Here is a 19,942-nt window from a genome sequence, read left to right on the forward strand (position 1 = left end):
AAACTCCAGGGCGGTGTGGACGGCGGAAGGGACGGGCGGAGACTTCTTCGACGCCGTCTAATGCACAAGGAGAGTTGCCATAGACCCAGTCTAACGGTCGCCCGCAACTACTTTTCTGGCGCGGGCTTTGTCGCCCCGCAGGGCGTTGCCGAGCGGTGTGCGATCGGGCACGATCCGGCCGAGACCGTCGAGGGCGATCAGTTCGGCGGTCCAGGAGGCGGCGGCGCCGCAGGGCTGCGCGACCAGCAGCGCGCCGCCGGTGCGGGCCGTGCGGCGCGCGTCGAAGACGCAGCCGGGCTCGGCGGGCAGCACCCAGCGCAGGTCGCCGTCCACGGTGCGGTACGCCGCGATGCGCTGCGGGGTGACGACGGCGAGCATGCCGGCGGCGGGGTCGAGGGGTTGCAGCACGCCGGAGGCGCGGGCCCGGGCGTCGGCCGACAGCCAGTGCGAGAGGCCGGGTACGGCGCGGTGCCAGCGGACCGTACGGCCGGTGGTGCGCGCGGTGTCGGTGACCAGGCCGTCGCTCCACAGGGTGAAGGCGTGGCCGGGCGCGGGCCGCAGGGCGAGGGGGCGGCGCCCGGCGCGGGTGTGCGTCCAGTGCCGCCGACCGCTCGGCTCGTCGTACGCCTCTACCGCCCCGCCTTTGATACGCAGGGCGGGGTCGGGGCGGGCCGCGGGGGTGTGGGCGGTGAGCCGGTCGCCGTACGGGGCGGGTCTGGCCTGGTGGGCGGCGGTGACCAGGGGCAGGGCGAGGGCCGCGGCGGCGAGGGTGAGCCCGATGCGCAGGGCGTGGCGGCGGCGGTCGCGGGGCCTGCGCGGGGGGCGGAAGCCGCTTGTGGCGCGCCGCGTTCGGGGGGTGGCGAAATCGCGGTCGCCACCGGCCGGGGCCGCCGCTGACGTGCTGGCAGTCACGATTCCCCCTTGCGGCGCCGCCCTTGGATCAGGCACAGAACGTAGCCGCGGGTGTCGGGGGCCGGGTGGCGGGCCCGGCCGACACGGCGGGCGGGGGCGGGCGCGTCCCCCGTTCGGCCCCGTTCCGGCCGCGGTGGCGTTGTCAGTGGCCGGTGCGAGACTGAGAGCCACGTCACACTCGACGAGAGGATGAGGTGATCGGCATGGCCGGCGCACCGAGCATTTACCCGACGGTTCTGTACAAGGACGCCAAAGCCGCCATCCGGCTGCTGAAGGATGCCTTCGGTTTCCGCGAGGTCGCTCTGTACGAGAGCGAGAGCGGTTACGTGGAGCACGCGGAGCTGGCGTACGGCAATGGCGCGGTGATGGTGGGGTCGCACGGCCGGGAAGGCGTCTTCGCCAAGGCGATGGCGGATGCGGGGCCGGTGGGTGTGTACGTGGTGGTGGACGACGTGGACGCGCATCACGCGCGGGCGGTGGAACACGGGGTGGAGATCCTGATGCCGCCGACCGACCAGCCCTACGGATCGCGGGACTACATGGCGCGGGACCCCGAGGGCAACCTCTGGAGCTTCGGCACGTACACCCCGGCGATCGGGGGCTGACGGGGCGAGTACGGGACGGGCCCCGCACCCCCGGACGACTCGTGGCGTGTCCTCGAACGCCGGACTGGTGGCCTTTCCGCCTGGGCGGCTTCAGGCCGTCCGGTGTCCGGCGTCCGGGGGCGGAAAGAGTCGCCCGCCCCGGCTTCGGCGCTACACGCCGCCCCTGTGGACCTGGAACGCCGCTCTGCGTACCGCCTTCGCCAGGGCGGGGTCAGGGTGGGCCGCTGCCAGGGCCACCAGGACCTGGACAGTGCGGGGGTGGCCGATCGCCTGTACTTCCTCCAGCAGCGCCGGCACGGTCGACTGCACGGCGGCATCCAGATGGCGTACGAGCAGCTGCGTCTCGCCGTGGTCCGCGACGGCCGCGGCCGTGTCCACCCACAGCCAGGTGGACTCCTCGCGGGTGAGGATCTCGTGGGCGTCCTCGGGGTCGGCGCCCTCGTACTCCGCAAGCCACAGCAGGGCATAGGGGCGCAGCGAGCTGTCGTCGGCCGCGGCCCGTACGCCGGACTCCGCCGGGGCGCCGACCACCCGCAGCGCCTCGAAGGCGAGTCCGCGCAGCAGCGCGTCCTCGCCGCGGGCGGCTTCGAGGAGCTCGGTGACGGCACTGGAGACGGTACGGGCGGCGAGCCAGGCCCGGTACTCGGCACGGGCGGGGCCCGGCGTCAGACGGGCGCAGCCGCGCAGCATGTCCTCGGCGGACTGCTCGATGTTCCCGGCGGGGCTCTGCGCCGCGACGCAGATCTGCTCCAGCTTGACCCACACCGCCCAGTTGCCGAGCGCGGTCAGGGTGGCGAGTCCGGGACCGAGGGTCAGGGCGCCGACGGCGGCCTGGCCTTCCAGGGCCCAGTCGAGGAGGAGGGGGAGGGATGCGGCAGGGGTGGCGGGCGTGGTGGCCGGTTCCGGGAGCGGCTGCGGGCCGTACGGGACCTCGCAGCGCTCTTCGCGCAGCTCGGCGACGCGCTGTTCGAGCAGGTCGAGCAGGGCCGGTACCTGCACAGGACCGGCCGAGAGCTGAAGGAGGGAGAGCACTTGGGGGACGGCTTCCACGACCTCGGCGACGGCGGTGGCGGGGATGCCGTCGGGCGCGGGGTGGACGATCGACCACGCGTCGAAGAGGGCGACCCAGCCGCGCAGTACGGCCGCGTCGTCACGGTCCCAGGCGCGCAGTCGCCAGCCGGGCCGGGTGCGGTCGCCGTGGAGTTCGATCAGGCCGGCGAGCCTGGCCCTGTCCCAGCCCGCGCGGACCTGGGGCGGAGTCAGGTCGAGGTCCGCGGAAGCCCGTTGGACTGCCGCGGCGGAGAGCGCGCCGTCCGGGCCGGGCTCGACGTGGGACTTTCCGCCGCGCGGCGACGGGGAGGCCCAGCGTGCGACGCGGACGGCGTCGGCGAGTACGGCCCTGGCCTGTCGGGCCAGTTCCGCGGGGGGCGGGGTGCCCTCGGGGGGCCTCGGGGCCGGGCGGGTACGCCGGTTCGTCACGGCCTGGTGTCCGCCCTGAGGAGTCAGGGGGAGGGCAGCCGCGAGGGGTCGCGGGCGGACAAGTCGGAGCCTGGAGTCGCGCGGGGTACGGGACGTCACGGAGAGCAGTCTCGCCGGTGACGCCCCGAAAGCCCAAACGGAATCGAACTCGCCGTTCGTGGACGCCACCTGGCCGGAACCTTTCCCCGCCGGGCGGGCCGGATATTCCGGACGCGGCCGGGGCTCCGGGCTACATCAAGGGGGTCAGGAAGCGGCGCAGAACCTCTTCGTACCTGGCCGGGTCGGCGTTCCACATGGCCGCGTGCGGGGCGTGCGGAACGGGGTGGAGGACGACCAGACCGGGGAGCCTCCCGGCCAGCTCCCGCGAAGGGTGCCACGGGGCCACGGTGTCGTCCGGGCCGTGGAGGATCAGCGTGGGTACGCGCAGCCCGCCCTCGCCGGCCGCTTCGCGCAGGCGGTCGCCGTGCACGCCTGTGCGGCCCTGCACGGCCCGGACGGCGAGCGGGAGGAGCACGCCCGGCGTGCGGCGGGCGACGGCCAGGGCCCGCACCGTGGCCTCCCAGTCGAGGACCGGGGAGTCGAGTACGAGGCCGCTGACGCGGTCGCGGAGCGGGGAGTGCACCGCGGCGTGCACGGCCATGGCCCCGCCGGTGGACCAGCCGTGCAGGATGACGCGCTCGGCGCCGCTTCGGACGGCGTGGCGGATGGCGGCGTCCACGTCGCGCCACTCCGAGTCGCCGAGGTGGCCGAGGCCGTCCGGCGGCCTGGGGGCGCCGACGTCGCCCCGGTAGGCGAGGCCGAGGACCGGGAGGTGCTGGGCCCGCAGGAAGGGAATGAGGTTCATGCAGTGTTCCCGCGTGGTGCCGAGGCCGTGCACGGTGATGACCCAGGTGCTGCGGGCCCCCGGCAGGAACCAGGCGGGCAGTGAGCCGAGTTCACCGGGCACGTCCACGTCGGTGTGTGCGATGCCGAGTGCGGTGCGCGGATCGCCGGCGTACAGCTGCGGGGTGAGCCGCACCCTGGCGCCGGCGGCGAGTGTGCCGTGGCTGACGCGTTCCAGGCCGCGTACGACGGTGTCGGCGGTGTGCGGCGCGTTCTCGACGACGGGCCCGACGACCGCGTGGACGCCGGGGCCCTCGATGCCGTACGTGCCGGGGCGCAGGGAGGCCAGGCAGCGCGTCAGGGTGATCCGGCCCGCCGCGGTGGCGTGCACGGTGAGCCAGGGGTCGCCGGGCAGCGGCCGGCCGGCCGACGCCTTGAGCGCGGCGTCGCCGGCGTAACGGCCGATCACGACCGCTGCCGCACCGGCGCCGATGAGTGTGGTGACGGCCGCTGCCGTCGCTGTAGCCGGGCGCACCGCTCCAGTGTCCGCATCCGCGGGGCGCGGGGCCAGTGGGCGGGGGCCGGACGGCTCCTTCGGCGGAGCTTCGTGGCGGGGCGTCAGCTTTCAGCCGCGCTGGCCGTACCCCTTCAGTTTTTCCTGTACTTCGTGGAGCTGGGCCTCGGAGAGCAGGGACGGCTCACGGCCCGGCACCGAGCTCGCGGTGAGCCAGAGCCTGCACATCCATTCAAGCTGCGCGGTGCGGTCGTAGGCCTGGTCGAGCGTGTCTCCGTAGGTCACCGTGCCGTGGTTGCGCAGCAGGCAGCCCGAGCGGTCGCGCAGGGCCAGGAGCATGTTCTCGGCCAACTCCCGCGATCCGTACGTCGCGTACGCGGCCGTGCGGACGGGGCCGCCGAGGGCCGCGGTCATGTAGTGCACGAGGGGCAGCTCGGGCACGAGGGTAGAGACGGCGGTGGCGTGCACGGCGTGGGTGTGGACGACGGCCGCCGCGCCGGTGCTGCGGTAAACCGCGAGGTGCATCGGGAGCTCGCTGGTGGGGCTGAGCCTGCCCAGTCGCTGCTGCCCGTCGAGGTCGACGGCGACGGCGTCCTCCGGTCGCAGCCGGTCGTACGGAACTCCGCTCGGGGTGACGAGGACGAGGTCGCCGACGCGTACGGAGACATTGCCGGAGGTGCCGACGACCAGCCCTTCGCGCACTGTCCTGCGGGCCGTGGCCACCAGGTCGTCCCAGGCCTGTTCGATCGCGTCCTGCCGCCGCTGTTCGGTCATGGGGTCAGATCCTGCCAGCGGGAGCGGGGCACTGTGGTGCGGATCCGGCCGTTCGACAGCGGCAGCGGGTGCCTGCGGGGTGACCAGAATCTCTTCAACGGGTGCGCGAGCCGGATCGAGAGGTCCGATAGGGGCCGGCGGGCCCCGGAATGCCGGGTTCGGCGTCGTTCCGGCCACAAACGGAACGGCGGCGACGCGCTTCGGGTCACCGCTCCGCCCGACCCAGTTCACCTTCCGTTCACTCAGGTTGCCTACGTTCCACGAGCCACTGACGTCAAACGATTGCCTGGGTAAATGGAACACATCACCTTGCTGCTCGCGATTGTGATCGTGACAGCTCTAGTGTTCGATTTCACGAACGGTTTCCACGACACCGCCAACGCGATGGCGACCACCATCTCGACCGGTGCCCTGAAGCCCAAGACGGCGGTGGCCATGTCCGCCGTGCTCAACCTGGTCGGCGCGTTCCTGTCGGTGGAGGTCGCCAAAACGATCTCCAGCGGCATCGTGACCGAAGAGGGCATAACGCCCGAAGTGATCTTTGCGGCGCTGGTCGGCGCCATCCTCTGGAACCTGCTGACCTGGCTGATCGGCCTGCCGTCCAGTTCCTCCCACGCCCTCATGGGCGGCCTGATCGGTGCCACCATCGCCTCGGTCGGCGTCAGTGGTGTCAACGGCGGCACCGTGGTCACCAAGGTCCTGATCCCCGCGATCGCCGCCCCGCTCGTCGCCGGCCTCGCCGCGTACCTCGCCTCCCGGCTGACGTACCGCATCGGCCGCAACGCCGACCCGAAGGCCACCGCGAAGGGCTACCGCGCCGGCCAGATCACCTCGGCGGGCCTGGTCTCCCTGGCCCACGGCACGAACGACGCTCAGAAGACCATGGGCATCATCACGCTGGCGCTCGTCGCCGGCGGTGTCCTCGCTCCCGGCTCCAACCCCCCGATGTGGGTCATCATGTCCGCCGGCATCGCGATCGCGCTGGGCACGTACCTCGGCGGCTGGCGCATCATCCGCACCATGGGCAAGGGCCTCACCGACCTCCAGCCGCAGCAGGGCTTCGCCGCCCAGACCAGCGCGGCCAGCGTCATCCTCGCCTCCTCCAACCTCGGCTTCTCCCTGTCGACCACCCACTCGTGCTCCGGCGCCGTGATGGGCGCGGGCCTGGGCCGCAAGGGCGGCGTGGTCCGCTGGTCCACCGCCACCCGGATGTTCGTCGCCTGGGGTCTGACGCTGCCGGCCGCCGGTCTGGTCGCCGCGGGGTCCGAGTTCGTGACCAAGCAGGGCGACTGGGGTGTCGCGGCCGTCGCGGCCTTCCTCATCGGCTCCTGCGTCGCGATCTGGTTCATCTCCCGCCGCCAGGTGGTCGACCACACCAACGTCAACGACGTGGAAGCGGAGGCCGAGCCCGCGGGTGTCGTGACCACCGCCATGGCGGCCGTCACCGTGCCGCCCACGGCCGCCGCCCTCGCCGCCGACGACCTCAAGACCACCATCCCGGCCCCGGCCGGCAGCTCCGCGGAGCCGGTCAGCCCGGCCGCGGTGTAAGGACAGGGACACAGCAGCATGAAGATCGACTGGGCAGCTCTCGGCTCCGTGTTCGGCGTGAGCCTCGTGGTCACCGTCGCACTGGTGGGCCTGTTCACCCTCGGCATCGTGGCTCTCTCCAAGCAGGAGAGCGCCTCCGCGCAGGGCGGCGGCTCCGCCGTCGCGGCCCGCACCGGCGCGTACGCCTGCTTCGCGCTGTGCGCGGCGGCCGTGGCGTACGGGATCTACCTGATCGTCGTCTGACGCGCCGGCCCGACTCCACCCAAATCGTCACAGAGACCGCCCCGCCTCCGGCCTTCCACAGCCGGCGGCGGGGCGGTCTCTGTGTGCCTCAGCACACTCTCCCGTCGCAGGTCAACGGCAAGTTGACGGCGTTCGCGGAGCGTGGTGGACTGCCGGAGCCGAATACGGCGGCACGAGAGGAAGCCCGGTGCGAATCCGGCGCGGTCCCGCCACTGTGACCGGGGAAGACGAAGAGGTCCCCGGAAGCCAGGAACTCTCACCGCCGGTCACGTCGAACCAGGGCGCGGACCCTGAGTGAGGACATACCGCCATGCCTGGCTGCCGTTCAGTCATTCCTGTGAGTACGAGTACGACAGTGCTTCGAGGCGCATCGGCCTGCTGAGCCATGCGTGCCGATCGCATCTTCGCGTACGGCGCCTCCGCCGGCCTGATCGGCGACCTCGTTCTCGGTGATCCCCGCCGTGGACACCCGGTCGCCGCGTTCGGGCGGGCCGCGGGCGCCGTCGAGTCCCTGCTGTGGCGTGACCACCGCGGGTGGGGCGCGGCGCACACCCTGGTGTGCGCCGGAGGCGCCGCCGGCGCCGCCGCGCTTGCTTCCCGTGCCGTACGCCGCTCCCCCGCCGCCGCCGTGGCGCTGACCGCCGCCGCCACCTGGGCCGTCGTCGGCGGTACGTCGCTGGGCCGCGAGGCCCGTGCCGTGGGCAGCGCCCTGGAGGCCGGGGACATCGAGGTGGCCCGCGAACGCCTCCCCCACCTGTGCGGGCGCGACCCGCAGTCGCTGGACGCCCAGCAGATCGCCCGCGCCGTCGTCGAGTCCGTCGCCGAGAACACCTCGGACGCGGTCGTCGGCGCGCTGGTGTGGGGTGCCGTGGGCGGGGTGCCGGGGCTCGTGGCCTTCCGCGCCATCAACACACTCGACGCGATGGTCGGGCACAAATCGCCCAAATACCGCCGGTACGGCTGGGCTTCCGCCCGCCTCGACGACGTGGCCGGCTGGCCGGGAGCGCGGCTGACGGCCGCCCTCACGGCGGTCGCGGCCGTCTCCGGTGGCGACCCGCGCGGTGCGGTGCGGGCCTGGCGTGCGGACGCCGCCAAGCATCCGAGTCCCAACGCGGGCCCTGTGGAGGCAGCCTTCGCGGGCGCGCTCGGCGTACGGCTCGGCGGAACACTCTCGTACGCGGGCCGCGTCGAGCACCGGCCCGTGCTCAACGCCGCCGGCCGGCCCGTCGGCGTACCGGACATCGAGCGGGCGGCGCGCCTGTCGCGGCGCGTCGGCGCGCTGGCTCTGGTGACGGCGGTGGCGGGACGGCTGGCTTTCGGCGCGCTGCGACGCGCCGCGGGTACCGAAGGCATACGTACCGGGAAGGGGCGCGCGTGAGCGGTTCACTGGGGGGCGGTCTCCTCGTCGCGGGGACCACGTCCGACGCGGGCAAGAGCGTCGTGACGGCCGGCATCTGCCGGTGGCTCGTACGCAAGGGTGTGAAGGTCGCGCCGTTCAAGGCGCAGAACATGTCGCTGAACTCGTTCGTGACGCGCGAGGGCGCGGAGATCGGGCGGGCGCAGGCCATGCAGGCGCAGGCCGCGCGCGTGGAGCCGACGGCGCTCATGAACCCCGTACTGCTCAAGCCGGGCAGTGACCGCAGCAGCCAGGTGGTGCTGATGGGGAAGCCGGTTGGCGAGATGAGTGCCCGCGGCTACCACGGGGGCAGGCAGGAAGCGCTGCTCGGGACCGTCACGGACTGTCTGCGGGAGTTGCGGGGCACGTATGACGCCGTGATCTGCGAGGGGGCGGGAAGTCCGGCCGAGATCAATCTGCGGCGTACCGACATCGTGAACATGGGCATCGCGCGAGCGGCCCGGTTCCCGGTGGTCGTCGTCGGCGACATCGACCGGGGCGGGGTCTTCGCCTCCTTCTTCGGTACGACGGCGCTGCTCAGCCGGGAGGACCAGGAACTGGTGGCCGGCTATCTGGTCAACAAGTTCCGCGGTGATGTGTCACTCCTCGAACCCGGGCTCGACATGCTGGAAGGGCTGACGGGGCGGCGTACGTACGGTGTGCTGCCCTTCGCGCACGGGCTCGGCATCGACGAGGAGGACGGGCTGCGGGTCTCCCTGCGCGGCGCCGTACGGGAGTCCGTGGTCGCGCCGCCGGTCGGGGAGGACGTGCTGCGGGTCGCCGTGTGCGCCGTGCCGCTGATGTCGAACTTCACGGACGTGGACGCGCTGGCCGCCGAACCGGGCGTCGTCGTGCGGTTCGTGGACCGGGCCGAGGAGCTCGTCGACGCTGATCTGGTGATCGTGCCGGGCACGCGCGGGACCGTGAAGGCCCTGGAGTGGCTGCGCGAGCGCGGGCTGGCCGGCGCGCTGGCGCGGCGGGCGGCGGAAGGCCGTCCCGTGCTGGGCGTCTGCGGCGGCTTCCAACTGCTGGGCGAGCGCATCGAGGACGACGTCGAGTCGAAGGCCGGGAGCGTGGACGGGCTCGGACTGCTGCCGGTACGCGTGCGGTTCGCCGTCGAGAAGACGCTGGCGCGGCCGGTCGGCAGTGCGCTGGGCGAGCCCGTCGAAGGGTACGAGATCCATCACGGGGTCGCCGAAGTGCTGGACGGCGACGCGTTCATCTCTGATGACAATGGACACAGCCTGGACGGCTGCCGGGTGGGGTCGGTCTGGGGCACCCACTGGCACGGTTCGCTGGAGAGCGACGCGTTCCGGCGCGCGTTCCTGCGCGAGGTGGCCGCCGCCGCGGGCCGCCGCTTCGTACCGGCACCGGACACCTCGTTCGAGGCGCTGCGCGAGGAGCAGCTCGACCGCCTCGGCGACCTCATCGAAGAACACGCGGATACGGACGCGCTGCTGCGGCTCATCGAGTCGGGCGCGCCCTCAGGACTTCCCTTCATCGCACCTGGAGCGCCCGCATGAGCACTGAGCCCGTCAGCACCGAGAACACCGTGCTGTTGTTGTCCACCGCCGATACGGACCTGCTGGCCGCCCGCGCCTCCGGTGCCCCGTACCGCATCGGCAACCCCACCCGTATCGACGCGGCGGCCGAGCTGCCCGCGCTGATCGAGGGTGCCTCTGTCGCCGTCGTGCGGCTGCTCGGCGGCAAGCGCGCCTGGGAGGACGGGCTCGCCGTCCTCAAGGCCTCCGGGATCCCGACCGTGCTGCTGGGCGGTGAGACCGTGCCCGACGCCGAGCTGATGGCCGAGTCGTCCGTACCGGCCGGAGTCGTCGCAGAGGCGCTGCGCTACCTCGTCGAGGGCGGGCCCGGCAACCTCGTCGAGCTGGCCAGGTTCCTGTCCGACACCGTGCTGCTCACGGGTGTCGGCTTCGCCGAGCCGCAGAAGATGCCCGAGTGGGGCGTACACGGCACGCGGGCGTACGACGGGGACCGCCCGACGGTCGGCGTGCTCTTCTACCGCGCGCACGAGCTGTCCGGGAACACATCGTTCGTCGACGTACTGTGCGACCGGATCGAGGCGCAGGGCGCCAACGCCCTCCCGGTGTACTGCGGTTCGCTGCGCAGCGCCGACCCCGAGCTGTACGAGGAGCTCGGCAAGGCCGACGCGCTGATCGCCACGGTCCTGGCGGCGGGCGGCACGCGTGCCAGTGACGCCTCGGCCGGTGGTGACGACGAGGCGTGGGACATCGGCGCGCTGGCCGACCTCGACGTGCCCGTGCTGCAAGGCCTCTGCCTTACGTCGTCGCGCGCCACCTGGGAGGCGTCCGACGCGGCGCTTTCACCCATGGACGCGGCGATGCAGGTCGCCATCCCCGAATTCGACGGGCGGCTCATCACCGTCCCGTTCTCCTTCAAGGAGCAGGGCGAGGGTGACGTACCGGTGTACGTCGCGGACCCCGAGCGTGCCGCGCGGGTCGCCGGTATCGCCGTACGGCACGCCAGGCTGGCCCACAAGCCGAACAAGGACAAGCGCCTCGCGCTCGTCTTCACGGCGTACCCCACGAAGCACTCGCGGGTCGGCAACGCGGTGGGCCTCGACACCCCCGCTTCCGCGATCCGCGTGCTGGACGCCCTGCGCGACGCGGGTTACGCGGTCGAGGGCCACCCCGACAACGGCGACGAGCTGATCCACCGGCTCATCAACGCCGGTGGCCACGACGTGGAATGGCTGACCGAGGAGCAGCTCGCGGCCGCGCCCGCGCGCGCGCCGCTCGCTGACTACCAGGCGTGGTTCGACAAGCTGGAGCCCGAGCTGCGCGACGGGATGCTGGAGCACTGGGGCGAGGCGCCGGGGCAGTTGTACGTCGACGGCGACGAGATCGTGCTGGCGTCGCTCCAGTTCGGCAATGTCGTCGTGATGATCCAGCCGCCGCGCGGCTTCGGTGAGAACCCGATCGCGATCTACCATGACCCGGACATGCCGCCGTCGCACCACTACATGGCGGCGTACCGGTGGCTGGAGAACAGTTTCGGTGCGGACGCGATCGTGCATATGGGCAAGCACGGGACGATGGAGTGGCTGCCGGGCAAGGGCCTCGGCCTCTCGGCGGGGTGCGGGCCGGACGCCGTGCTGGGCGAGCTGCCGCTGATCTACCCGTTCATCGTCAACGACCCCGGTGAGGGTACGCAGGCCAAGCGGCGCGGGCACGCCACGGTCGTGGACCACCTGGTGCCGCCGATGGCGCGTGCGGACACGTACGGGGACCTGGCGAAGCTGGAGCAGTTGCTGGACGAGTACGCGCTGGTGAGCGATCTCGACCCGGCGAAGGCGCCGGCGGTGCGGGCGCAGATCTGGACGCTGGTGACGGCGGCACAACTGCACCACGACCTGCATCTGGACGAGCAGCCGGACGACGACGACTTCGACGAGTTCGTCATGCACATCGACGGCTACCTGTGCGAGATTAAGGACGTACAGATCCGCGACGGTCTGCACATTCTGGGCGGCGGTCCGGAGGCCGAGGCCCGGGTGAACCTCGTGCTGGCGGTACTGCGCGCCTCGCAGGTGTGGGGCGGGAAGGCCAACGCGCTTCCGGGGCTGCGGGCCTGCCTGGCCGAGCACTTCGGGCTGGTCGAGAAGGAGCTGCTGGGCGAGCCCGGTGCGGCGGTCAAGGTGCCGGACGGGCTGACCGCGCTGGTGGACGGCCCGGCGCGGACCGGCGCCGACGCGATCGACCTGCTTGAGCAGCTCTGCCGGCGACTCGCGGAGGGCATGGAGGAGCGGCGCTGGGACGCGGCGGAGGCCGCCGGCCTGGTGGGCGAGGTGCTGGGCGTCGGACTGCCGGACGCCGAGGCCGTGTTGCGGTTCGCGTGCGACGAGGTCGTGCCGAGGCTGGCCCGTACGACGGACGAGATCGGCAACATCCTGCACGCGCTGGACGGCGGTTACGTACCGGCCGGGCCTTCGGGGTCGCCGACGCGCGGCCTGGTCAACGTCCTGCCGACCGGGCGCAACTTCTACTCCGTCGACCCCAAGGCGATCCCGTCGCGGCTGTCGTGGGAGGTCGGGCAGGCGCTCGCGGACTCGCTGGTGGCGCGGTACCTGACGGACACCGGTGACTACCCGAAGTCCGTTGGCCTGACGGTCTGGGGTACGTCCGCGATGCGCACCCAGGGCGACGACATCGCGGAGATCCTGGCGCTGCTGGGCTGCCGCCCGGTGTGGGACGACGCTTCGCGGCGGGTGACCGGCTTCGAGATCGTGCCGCTGGACGAGCTGGGGCGGCCGCGTATTGACGTGACGGTACGGATCTCCGGGTTCTTCCGGGACGCGTTCCCGCACGTGGTGGGGCTCATCGACGACGCGGTACGGGCCGTTGCGGAACTGGACGAGCCCGCCGACCGCAACTTCGTACGGGCGCACGCGGACGAGGACACCGCCGAACACGGCGACCGGCGGCGGGCCACGGCTCGCATCTTCGGGTCGAAGCCGGGGGCTTACGGCGCGGGTCTGCTGCCGCTGATCGACGCGCGGAACTGGCGCAGCGATGCGGATCTGGCCGAGGTGTACGCGGTGTGGGGCGGTTACGCGTACGGGCGTGGGCTGGAGGGGAAGGCGGCGCGCGGCGACATGGAGACGGCGTTCCGGCGGATCGCCGTGGCCGCGAAGAACGTCGATACCCGCGAGCACGACCTGGTCGACGCGGACGACTACTTCCAGTACCACGGCGGCATGGTCGCCATGGTGCGGCACCTGACGGGCGAGTCGCCCGAGGCGTATGTGGGTGACAGCGCGACGCCGGACCAGGTGAAGACCCGGACGCTGGGTGAGGAGACGCACCGGGTGTTCCGCGCGCGGGTGGTCAACCCGCGCTGGATGGCGGCCATGCGCAGGCACGGCTACAAGGGCGCCTTCGAGATGGCCGCCACGGTGGACTACCTGTTCGGGTACGACGCGACGGCGGGGGTGGTCGACGACTGGATGTACGAGAAGTTGTCGAGCGAGTACGTCTTCGACCCGGAGAACCGGGACTTCATGACGAAGTCCAACCCGTGGGCCCTTCGCGGGATCACGGAGCGGTTGCTGGAGGCGGCCGAGCGCGGGCTGTGGGCCGAGCCGGACGCCGAGACGCTGGAGCGGTTGCGCGCGACGTACCTGGAGCTCGAAGGCGACTTGGAAGGGGACGACGCGTGAGCGGGCGCGAAGTCGTTCCGGGTGCCCTGAACCAGCTTGAAGTGGAGGCTTCCTCTTGAGTACGCCGTACCCCTTTACCGCCATCGTCGGGCAGGACGACCTGCGGCTCGGACTGCTGCTGAACGCCGTCTCGCCCGCCGTCGGCGGTGTGCTCGTGCGCGGCGAGAAGGGCACCGCCAAGTCGACCGCGGTGCGCGCCCTCGCGGCGCTGATGCCCGAGGTGGCCGTGGTCGCCGGGTGCCGGTTCTCCTGCGATCCGGGCTCACCCGACCCAGCGTGTCCGGACGGGCCGCACGAGGCCGGGGGCGGAGTGTCGCGCCCCGCGCGGACGGTCGAGCTGCCCGTCGGCGCCTCCGAGGACCGGCTCGTCGGTGCGCTCGACATCGAGCGGGCGCTGGCCGAGGGCGTCAAGGCGTTCGAGCCGGGGCTCCTGGCCGACGCGCATCGCGGGATTCTGTACGTCGACGAGGTCAACCTGCTGCATGACCATCTCGTCGACCTGCTGCTCGACGCCGCCGCCATGGGCGCCTCGTACGTCGAGCGCGAAGGCGTGTCCGTGCGGCACGCCGCCCGCTTCCTGCTCGTCGGGACCATGAACCCCGAAGAGGGCGAGCTGCGCCCGCAGTTGCTGGACCGGTTCGGGCTGACCGTGGAGGTGGCCGCCTCCCGTGAGACCGATCAGCGGGTCGAGGTGGTGCGCCGCAGGCTCGCGTACGACGACGATCCCGCCGCCTTCGCCGCCAAGTGGGCCGGTGAGGAGGCCGCGCTGCGCGCCCGGATCGTGGCCGCGCGGGCGCTGCTGCCCGAGGTACGGCTCGGGGACGGGGCGTTGCGGCAGATCGCCGCCACCTGTGCGGCCTTCGAGGTCGACGGGATGCGGGCCGACATCGTGATGGCCCGTACGGCGACCGCGCTGGCGGCCTGGGCCGGGCGTACCGACGTACTCGCCGAGGACGTACGGCAGGCCGCGCTGCTCGCGCTTCCGCACCGGCGCCGGCGCAACCCCTTCGACGCGCCGGGGCTGGACGAGGACAAGCTCGACGACACGCTGGAGCAGAACAGCGGGTCCGACGACGAGGACCCGGACACGGACCCGGACGGCCCCGGCGGGGGCGGACAGCCGCCGCAGGGGGACGACGGCGACGGTTCACCGCCCGACTCCGCGGATCAGCCCGGTGAGGCGGAGCCCGAGCCCGAGGCCGGTGAGGGGCAGCGGGCTCCCGCCGGGTCGGGGGGCGAGCAGGCCGCCGCGCGGGCCGGGGAGCCGTTTCGTACGAAGATGCTGAGCGTGCCGGGTCTGGGTGAGGGGGCGGCGGGGCGCCGTTCCCGTGCCCGTACCGAGCACGGTCGTACGACAGGGGCCCGCCGGCCGCAGGGGGCGCTCACCAAGCTTCATCTCGCGGCGACCGTTCAGGCCGCCGCGCCGCATCAGCGGGCGCGTGGGCGCAGTGGGCGCGGTCTTGTGGTGCGGCGGGACGATCTGCGGCAGGCGACGCGGGAGGGGCGCGAGGGGAACCTCGTGCTGTTCGTCGTGGACGCTTCCGGGTCGATGGCGGCCCGGCAGCGGATGAGCGCGGTCAAGGGGGCTGTGCTGTCGCTGCTGCTCGATGCCTATCAGCGGCGGGACAAGGTGGGTCTTGTCACCTTCCGGGGCAAGGACGCGGAGCTTGTGCTTCCGCCTACGTCGTCGGTCGACGCGGCCGCCGCCCGGCTGGAGACGCTGCCCACCGGTGGGCGTACGCCGCTGTCCGCCGGGCTGCTGAAGGCGCACGACGTGCTGCGGGTGGAGCGGATGCGGGACCCGTCGCGGCGGCCGCTGCTGGTGGTCGTGACCGACGGGCGGGCGACGGGCGGGCCGGAGCCGGTGGCTCTGGCTGCGCGCGCGGCCCGGCTGCACGAGGCGGAGGGTGTCGCCTCGGTGGTCGTGGACTGCGAGTTCGGTCCGGTGCGGCTCGGGCTCGCCGGTGAGCTGGCGCGCGAGCTGGGCGGTACGGCCGTCACGCTCGACGAGCTGCGGGCCGACAGCATCGCCGGGCTGGTCAAGGACGTACAGGGAACGCACAACAGGAGGGCAGCCTGATGCCGCAGGGACAGCCGAGCGTCGTACCGGACGATGGTCTCACCACGCGCCAGCGGCGCAACCGGCCGCTTGTGGTCGTGCATACGGGCATCGGGAAGGGCAAGTCGACCGCTGCCTTCGGGCTCGCGCTGCGCGCCTGGAACCAGGGGTGGCCGATCGGGGTGTTCCAGTTCGTCAAGTCGGCGAAGTGGAAGGTCGGCGAGGAGAACGCGCTGAAGGTCCTGGGCGCGAGCGGTGAGGGCGGGTCCGTCGCCTGGCACAAGATGGGCGAGGGGTGGTCCTGGGTCCAGCGCGACGCGCAGCTCGACAACGAGGCTGCCGCGCGCGAGGGGTGGGAGCAGGTCAAGCGCGACCTGGCCGCCGAGACGTACAAGCTGTACGTGCTCGACGAGTTCGCCTATCCGATGCACTGGGGCTGGGTGGACACCGACGAGGTCGTGCGGGTGCTGCGGGAGCGGCCGGGGACGCAGCATGTCGTGATCACCGGGCGCAACGCTCCGGAGAAGCTCGTCGAGGCCGCCGACCTGGTGACGGACATGTCGAAGGTCAAGCACCCGATGGACGCGGGCCAGAAGGGGCAGCGGGGCATCGAGTGGTAGCACGTCTTGTCATCGCCGCGCCGTCGTCGGGGAGTGGGAAGACCACGGTCGCGACCGGGCTGATGGCTGCCTTCGCGGCGGCCGGTCTCGCCGTGTCGCCGCACAAGGTCGGGCCCGATTACATCGATCCCGGCTATCACGCGCTGGCCACCGGCCGGCCGGGGCGGAATCTGGACGCGTACCTGTGCGGGACGGATCTGATCGCCCCGCTCTTCGCGCACGGTGCCACCGGTTGCGATGTCGCCGTCGTCGAAGGCGTGATGGGGATGTACGACGGGGCTTCCGGGCAGGGGGAGCTCGCGTCCACGGCACAGGTCGCCAAGCTGTTGCGGGCTCCGGTGGTGCTCGTGGTCGACGCGTCGTCGCAGTCGCGGTCGGTGGCGGCACTGGTGCACGGTTTCGCGTCCTGGGATCCGCAGGTGCGGATCGGGGGCGTGATCCTGAACAAGGTGGGGTCCGCGCGGCACGAGGAGTTGCTGCGCGAGGCGCTGGACGCGTCGGGGGTGCCGGTGCTGGGTGCGCTGCGGCGCGAGCGGCAGGTGCGGACGCCTTCGCGGCACCTGGGTCTGGTGCCGGTCGCCGAGCGGCGGACCGAAGCGGTCGACGCGGTCGCGGCGCTGGCGCAGCAGGTGCGGGCGGGCTGCGATCTGGAGGCGGTGCTCGCGCTGGCCCGCAGTGCTCCGGAGCTCGGTGTGGGTGCGTGGGATGCGGCGGGGGCAGGTGCGGTGAGTGGGCGGCCTGTGGTGGCTGTGGCTTCCGGCGCCGCGTTCACGTTCTCGTACGCCGAGCACACGGAACTGCTCGCCGCCGCCGGCGCCGAGGTCGTGCCGTTCGATCCGCTCCGGGACGAGAGCCTGCCGGAAGGGACCCGTGGGCTGGTGATCGGCGGCGGGTTTCCCGAGGTGTACGCCCCGGAGCTGTCCGGTAATGAGCCGTTGCGCAAGGCCGTTGCCGAGCTGGCGTTGTCCGGGGCGCCCGTTGCCGCCGAGTGTGCCGGGCTGCTCTATCTTTCCCGGTCTCTCGACGGGCAGCCCATGTGCGGGGCGCTCGACGCCGAGGCGCGGATGTCGGACCGGTTGACGCTGGGGTATCGCGAGGCGGTGGCGGTTTCGGAGAGTTCGCTGGCCGCCGTCGGGACCCGGCTGCGGGGGCACGAGTTTCACCGGACGGTGATCGAGCCGGGGGCCGGTGCGGCTCCCGCCTGGGGGATGCGTCTGCCGGAGCGGCGGGTCGAGGGGTTCGTACAACTGGGTGTGCATGCGAGTTATCTGCATACCCACTGGGCTGCCGAGCCAGGGATGGCCAAGAGATTTGTCGAGAGGTGTGCGGGATGAGCGGGACGAATACGAAGCTGACCGGTGTGGGTGTCGGGCCCGGTGATCCCGAGCTGGTGACCGTGAAGGGCGTCAATGCCCTTCGGGACGCGGCCGTTGTGGTCGTTCCGGTGATGGACAGTGGCGAGCGGGGGCGGGCCGAGGCGACCGTGCTGCATTACGTCGACGCGGCGAAGGTCGTCCGGGTCGTCTTCGCGCTCAACGAGCGTGAGGACCGGGCGCGGCGTGAGGCCGCCTGGGACGCGGCGGGGTCGCGGGTCGCCGAACTGCTGCGTACGCACGGTTCGGTGGCGTTCGCGACGATCGGTGACCCCAACGTCTACTCGACGTTCACCTATCTCGCGCAGACCATCGCGGGCCTGGTGCCGGGGACCGAGGTCGTGACCGTGCCGGGCATCACGGCCATGCAGGATCTGGCCGCCCGCAGCGGGGCCGTACTGACGGAGGGGACCGAGCCGCTGACGCTCGTGCCCGTGACCGCCGGGGCCGCTGTGCTCAAGGAGGCCCTGGAGGGACCCGGTACGGTCGTGGCGTACAAGTTCGGGCGGCTGGCGGGTGAGGTCGCGACCGCGCTGCGCGAGACGGGGCGTACCGAGGACGCGGTGTGGGGGTCGGCGCTCGGGCTGCCCGAGGAATCGATTCGGCCTGCCGCCGAGCTGGCGGAGGGCGGCTCGCTGCCGTACCTCTCCACGCTGATCGCGCCCGCGCGGCGTGACGGCGGTCGCGGGGGCAAGCTGTGAGATCAGCCCGCGACGCCCACCATCACCCAGATGAAGGCCACCCCCGCGACCGTGCACAGCAGCGTGGAGCGGGCGGGGTGTTCGTGGTGGGCCTCGGGCAGGATTTCGGCCGCCGCGAGGTAGAGCAGGGCGCCGCCGAAGAAACCCAGGTAGCTGCCGAGAAGTTCCTCCGGAAGGGTGAACAGCACAGTGGACGCCGCGCCCGCCACCGGGGCCAGCGCGTCCGCGAACAGCATCGTCACGGCCTTGCGGCGCGCGTTCCCGTACAGGCTCGTGAGCGTGTACGTGTTGAATCCGTCCGCGAAGTCATGGGTGACGACGGCGAGCGCGACGGTCGTGCCCATGCCCTCGCCCACCTGGAAGGCCGCGCCGATCGCGATGCCGTCCATGAGGCTGTGGCCGACCATCGCGCCCGCCGCCGTCAGTCCGACTTGAGGTACGCGGCCCTCGCTCGCGCCGTGCGCCGCCCGGCGTACGGCGAGCAGGCGCTCCACCAAGTGGGCCACCAGGAAGCCTCCGACGAACAGCACAAGCGCCTGCGGTACGCCGAAAATGGCTTCGCCCGCGGCCTCCAGTGCCTCCGGCAGCAGTTCCAGGCCCACGACGCCGAGCATGAGCCCGCCCGCCAGGCCCAGCACGAGGTGGCGGCGGTCGGTGACGCGCAGCGCCACCCAGCCACCGAGAAGCGTCATGAGGAACGCGCCGAGCGCGACGAACACCGCCATGTGCTCTTGCTAGTCGATCCGCCCCCTGCTCCGCACATCCAAGATCCAAACCGATTTACCGCTGATCACCGCTGATCACCGCTGATGAGCACTGCTTCACCCCTGCTTCACCGCTGACACCGCTTTTCCCGAGAGGACCCCACTCATGGCCGATGCCCCCACCGGCAAGGTGACCTTCGTGGGCGCCGGCCCCGGCGCCGCCGACCTGCTGACCTTCCGTGCCGCGCGCGCCATCGCCGACGCCGATGTCGTGATCTGGGCGGCGAGCCTCGTACAGGCCGAGATCCTGGAACACGCGCGCGAGGGCGCCGAGATCCTGGACTCCGCCGCGATGTCCCTGGAGGACGTGGTGGCGGTGTACGAGCGGGCGCTGCGGGACGGGTTGAAGGTGGCCCGCGTGCACTCCGGCGACCCCGCGCTGTGGGGTGGCACGCAGGAGCAGGTCGACCGGTGCGCGGAGCTGGGTCTGGACGTCGAGATCGTGCCGGGCGTCTCGTCGTTCTCGGCCGTTGCCGCGATCGCGCAGCGCGAGCTGACGATTCCCGAGGTCGCGCAGTCGGTGATCCTGACCCGGCTCGGCGGCGGGAAGACGCCGATGCCGCCCGGTGAGGAAGTGCGGGAGTTCGCGCGGCACGGCACGACGATGGCCATCTTCCTGTCGGCGGCCAGGTCCGGGCAGCTGACGGCGGAGCTGCTGGAGGGCGGTTACCCGACGGACACGCCGGTCGTCATCGCGTACCAGGTCACCTGGCCCGAGGAGTTGGTGGTGCGCTGCACCATTGCCACGCTGGAGGAGACGGTGAAGGAGCACAAGCTCTGGAAGCACACGCTCTTCCTGGTGGGGCCCGCGCTCTCCGCCTCCGGTACGCGCTCGCACCTCTACCACCCCGGTCACTTCCACGGGTTCCGGCGGGCCGACCGGACGGCACGGGCGGCCCTGCGCGCGGCGCGGAAGTCCGCAGAGGCGGACGCCG

General features: G+C 72.4%; 15 protein-coding genes, 1 pseudogene and 1 riboswitch. Of the genes and pseudogenes, 11 read left to right on the forward strand and 5 right to left on the reverse strand.

The features are described 5' to 3' along the window. Positions 1-90: 90 nt before the first annotated feature. Positions 91-912 carry a hypothetical protein gene (locus G412_RS35695; RefSeq protein ID WP_279626785.1) on the reverse strand — a complete coding sequence of 274 codons (822 nt, stop codon included), beginning with the start codon at positions 910-912 and terminating at the stop codon, positions 91-93. A gap of 203 nt (positions 913-1,115) precedes the next feature. On the opposite strand from G412_RS35695, the gene G412_RS0123825 reads away from it, so the two are divergent. After that, complete coding sequence (locus tag G412_RS0123825; RefSeq protein WP_028814285.1) at positions 1,116-1,517, forward strand: VOC family protein; 402 nt, start codon at positions 1,116-1,118, stop codon at positions 1,515-1,517. Positions 1,518-1,667: 150 nt separating this feature from the next. Here the strand turns inward: G412_RS0123825 and G412_RS0123830 are convergent, their stop codons facing one another. The 3 genes from G412_RS0123830 to G412_RS0123840 form a co-directional block, all read right to left on the reverse strand. Then, positions 1,668-2,996: a hypothetical protein gene (locus G412_RS0123830; RefSeq protein ID WP_028814286.1), complete on the reverse strand. Its 1,329-nt coding sequence runs from the start codon at positions 2,994-2,996 to the stop codon at positions 1,668-1,670. Between the two features lie 229 nt (positions 2,997-3,225). After that, positions 3,226-4,353, reverse strand: a complete 1,128-nt coding sequence (locus G412_RS0123835) for an alpha/beta hydrolase (protein WP_028814287.1) — start codon at positions 4,351-4,353, stop codon at positions 3,226-3,228. 90 nt (positions 4,354-4,443) lie between these two features. Next, the gene (locus tag G412_RS0123840) at positions 4,444-5,106 is read right to left on the reverse strand and encodes a class II aldolase/adducin family protein (protein ID WP_028814288.1); all 663 of its coding nucleotides are present in this window, start codon (positions 5,104-5,106) and stop codon (positions 4,444-4,446) included. Between the two features lie 294 nt (positions 5,107-5,400). Here G412_RS0123840 and G412_RS0123845 point away from each other — a divergent pair, with 294 nt between their 5' ends. The 9 genes from G412_RS0123845 to cobI all read left to right on the forward strand — a co-directional run bounded on the left by G412_RS0123845 (position 5,401) and on the right by cobI (position 18,243). Beyond that, positions 5,401-6,654, forward strand: coding sequence for an inorganic phosphate transporter (locus G412_RS0123845; protein ID WP_028814289.1), 1,254 nt, complete (start codon positions 5,401-5,403; stop codon positions 6,652-6,654). A gap of 18 nt (positions 6,655-6,672) precedes the next feature. Beyond that, entirely contained in the window at positions 6,673-6,897 is a 225-nt protein-coding gene (locus G412_RS0123850; RefSeq protein ID WP_028814290.1) for a hypothetical protein, read from the forward strand. 128 nt (positions 6,898-7,025) lie between these two features. Beyond that, a riboswitch (cobalamin riboswitch) is annotated at positions 7,026-7,172 on the forward strand. A gap of 110 nt (positions 7,173-7,282) precedes the next feature. Next, a complete protein-coding gene (locus G412_RS0123855) occupies positions 7,283-8,275 on the forward strand; it encodes a cobalamin biosynthesis protein (protein WP_028814291.1) in 993 nt (330 codons plus the stop codon). A gap of 8 nt (positions 8,276-8,283) precedes the next feature. Then, positions 8,284-9,816 carry a cobyric acid synthase gene (locus tag G412_RS0123860; RefSeq protein ID WP_028814292.1) on the forward strand — a complete coding sequence of 511 codons (1,533 nt, stop codon included), beginning with the start codon at positions 8,284-8,286 and terminating at the stop codon, positions 9,814-9,816. After that, positions 9,813-13,490, forward strand: a complete 3,678-nt coding sequence (gene cobN, locus G412_RS0123865; RefSeq protein WP_037649690.1) for a cobaltochelatase subunit CobN — start codon at positions 9,813-9,815, stop codon at positions 13,488-13,490. The genes G412_RS0123860 and cobN overlap by 4 nt, the downstream gene beginning before the upstream one ends. 55 nt (positions 13,491-13,545) lie before the next feature. Next, positions 13,546-15,570 (forward strand): putative cobaltochelatase, encoded by a 2,025-nt coding sequence (locus tag G412_RS0123870; RefSeq protein WP_028814294.1) that lies wholly within the window; start codon positions 13,546-13,548, stop codon positions 15,568-15,570. After that, the gene (gene cobO / locus G412_RS0123875; protein WP_028814295.1) at positions 15,570-16,169 is read left to right on the forward strand and encodes a cob(I)yrinic acid a,c-diamide adenosyltransferase; all 600 of its coding nucleotides are present in this window, start codon (positions 15,570-15,572) and stop codon (positions 16,167-16,169) included. Before G412_RS0123870 ends, cobO begins: the two co-directional genes overlap by 1 nt. Beyond that, the gene (locus G412_RS0123880; RefSeq protein WP_028814296.1) at positions 16,163-17,503 is read left to right on the forward strand and encodes a cobyrinic acid a,c-diamide synthase CobB; all 1,341 of its coding nucleotides are present in this window, start codon (positions 16,163-16,165) and stop codon (positions 17,501-17,503) included. Before cobO ends, G412_RS0123880 begins: the two co-directional genes overlap by 7 nt. Then, a complete protein-coding gene (cobI, locus tag G412_RS0123885; protein ID WP_028814297.1) occupies positions 17,500-18,243 on the forward strand; it encodes a precorrin-2 C(20)-methyltransferase in 744 nt (247 codons plus the stop codon). The genes G412_RS0123880 and cobI overlap by 4 nt, the downstream gene beginning before the upstream one ends. 2 nt (positions 18,244-18,245) lie before the next feature. Here cobI and G412_RS0123890 read toward each other — a convergent pair whose 3' ends face one another. Further along, a complete protein-coding gene (locus G412_RS0123890) occupies positions 18,246-18,968 on the reverse strand; it encodes a ZIP family metal transporter (protein WP_028814298.1) in 723 nt (240 codons plus the stop codon). A 145-nt stretch (positions 18,969-19,113) separates the two neighbouring features. On the opposite strand from G412_RS0123890, the pseudogene cobM reads away from it, so the two are divergent. Beyond that, positions 19,114-19,914, forward strand: a pseudogene (gene cobM / locus G412_RS35700) (precorrin-4 C(11)-methyltransferase); the annotation flags it as partial. Positions 19,915-19,942 lie beyond the last annotated feature (28 nt).

Source organism: Streptomyces flavidovirens DSM 40150 (assembly GCF_000429085.1).
Lineage (GTDB): Bacteria > Actinomycetota > Actinomycetes > Streptomycetales > Streptomycetaceae > Streptomyces > Streptomyces flavidovirens.

Coding starts and splice junctions, on each gene's coding strand:
- G412_RS0123825 (WP_028814285.1), top strand. CDS start 1,116: ATGGCCGGCGCACCGAGCATTTACCCGACGGTTCTGTACAAGGACGCC.
- G412_RS0123840 (WP_028814288.1), bottom strand. CDS start 5,106: ATGACCGAACAGCGGCGGCAGGACGCGATCGAACAGGCCTGGGACGAC.
- G412_RS0123845 (WP_028814289.1), top strand. CDS start 5,401: ATGGAACACATCACCTTGCTGCTCGCGATTGTGATCGTGACAGCTCTA.
- G412_RS0123850 (WP_028814290.1), top strand. CDS start 6,673: ATGAAGATCGACTGGGCAGCTCTCGGCTCCGTGTTCGGCGTGAGCCTC.
- G412_RS0123855 (WP_028814291.1), top strand. CDS start 7,283: ATGCGTGCCGATCGCATCTTCGCGTACGGCGCCTCCGCCGGCCTGATC.
- cobN (WP_037649690.1), top strand. CDS start 9,813: ATGAGCACTGAGCCCGTCAGCACCGAGAACACCGTGCTGTTGTTGTCC.
- cobO (WP_028814295.1), top strand. CDS start 15,570: ATGCCGCAGGGACAGCCGAGCGTCGTACCGGACGATGGTCTCACCACG.
- cobI (WP_028814297.1), top strand. CDS start 17,500: ATGAGCGGGACGAATACGAAGCTGACCGGTGTGGGTGTCGGGCCCGGT.
- G412_RS0123890 (WP_028814298.1), bottom strand. CDS start 18,968: ATGGCGGTGTTCGTCGCGCTCGGCGCGTTCCTCATGACGCTTCTCGGT.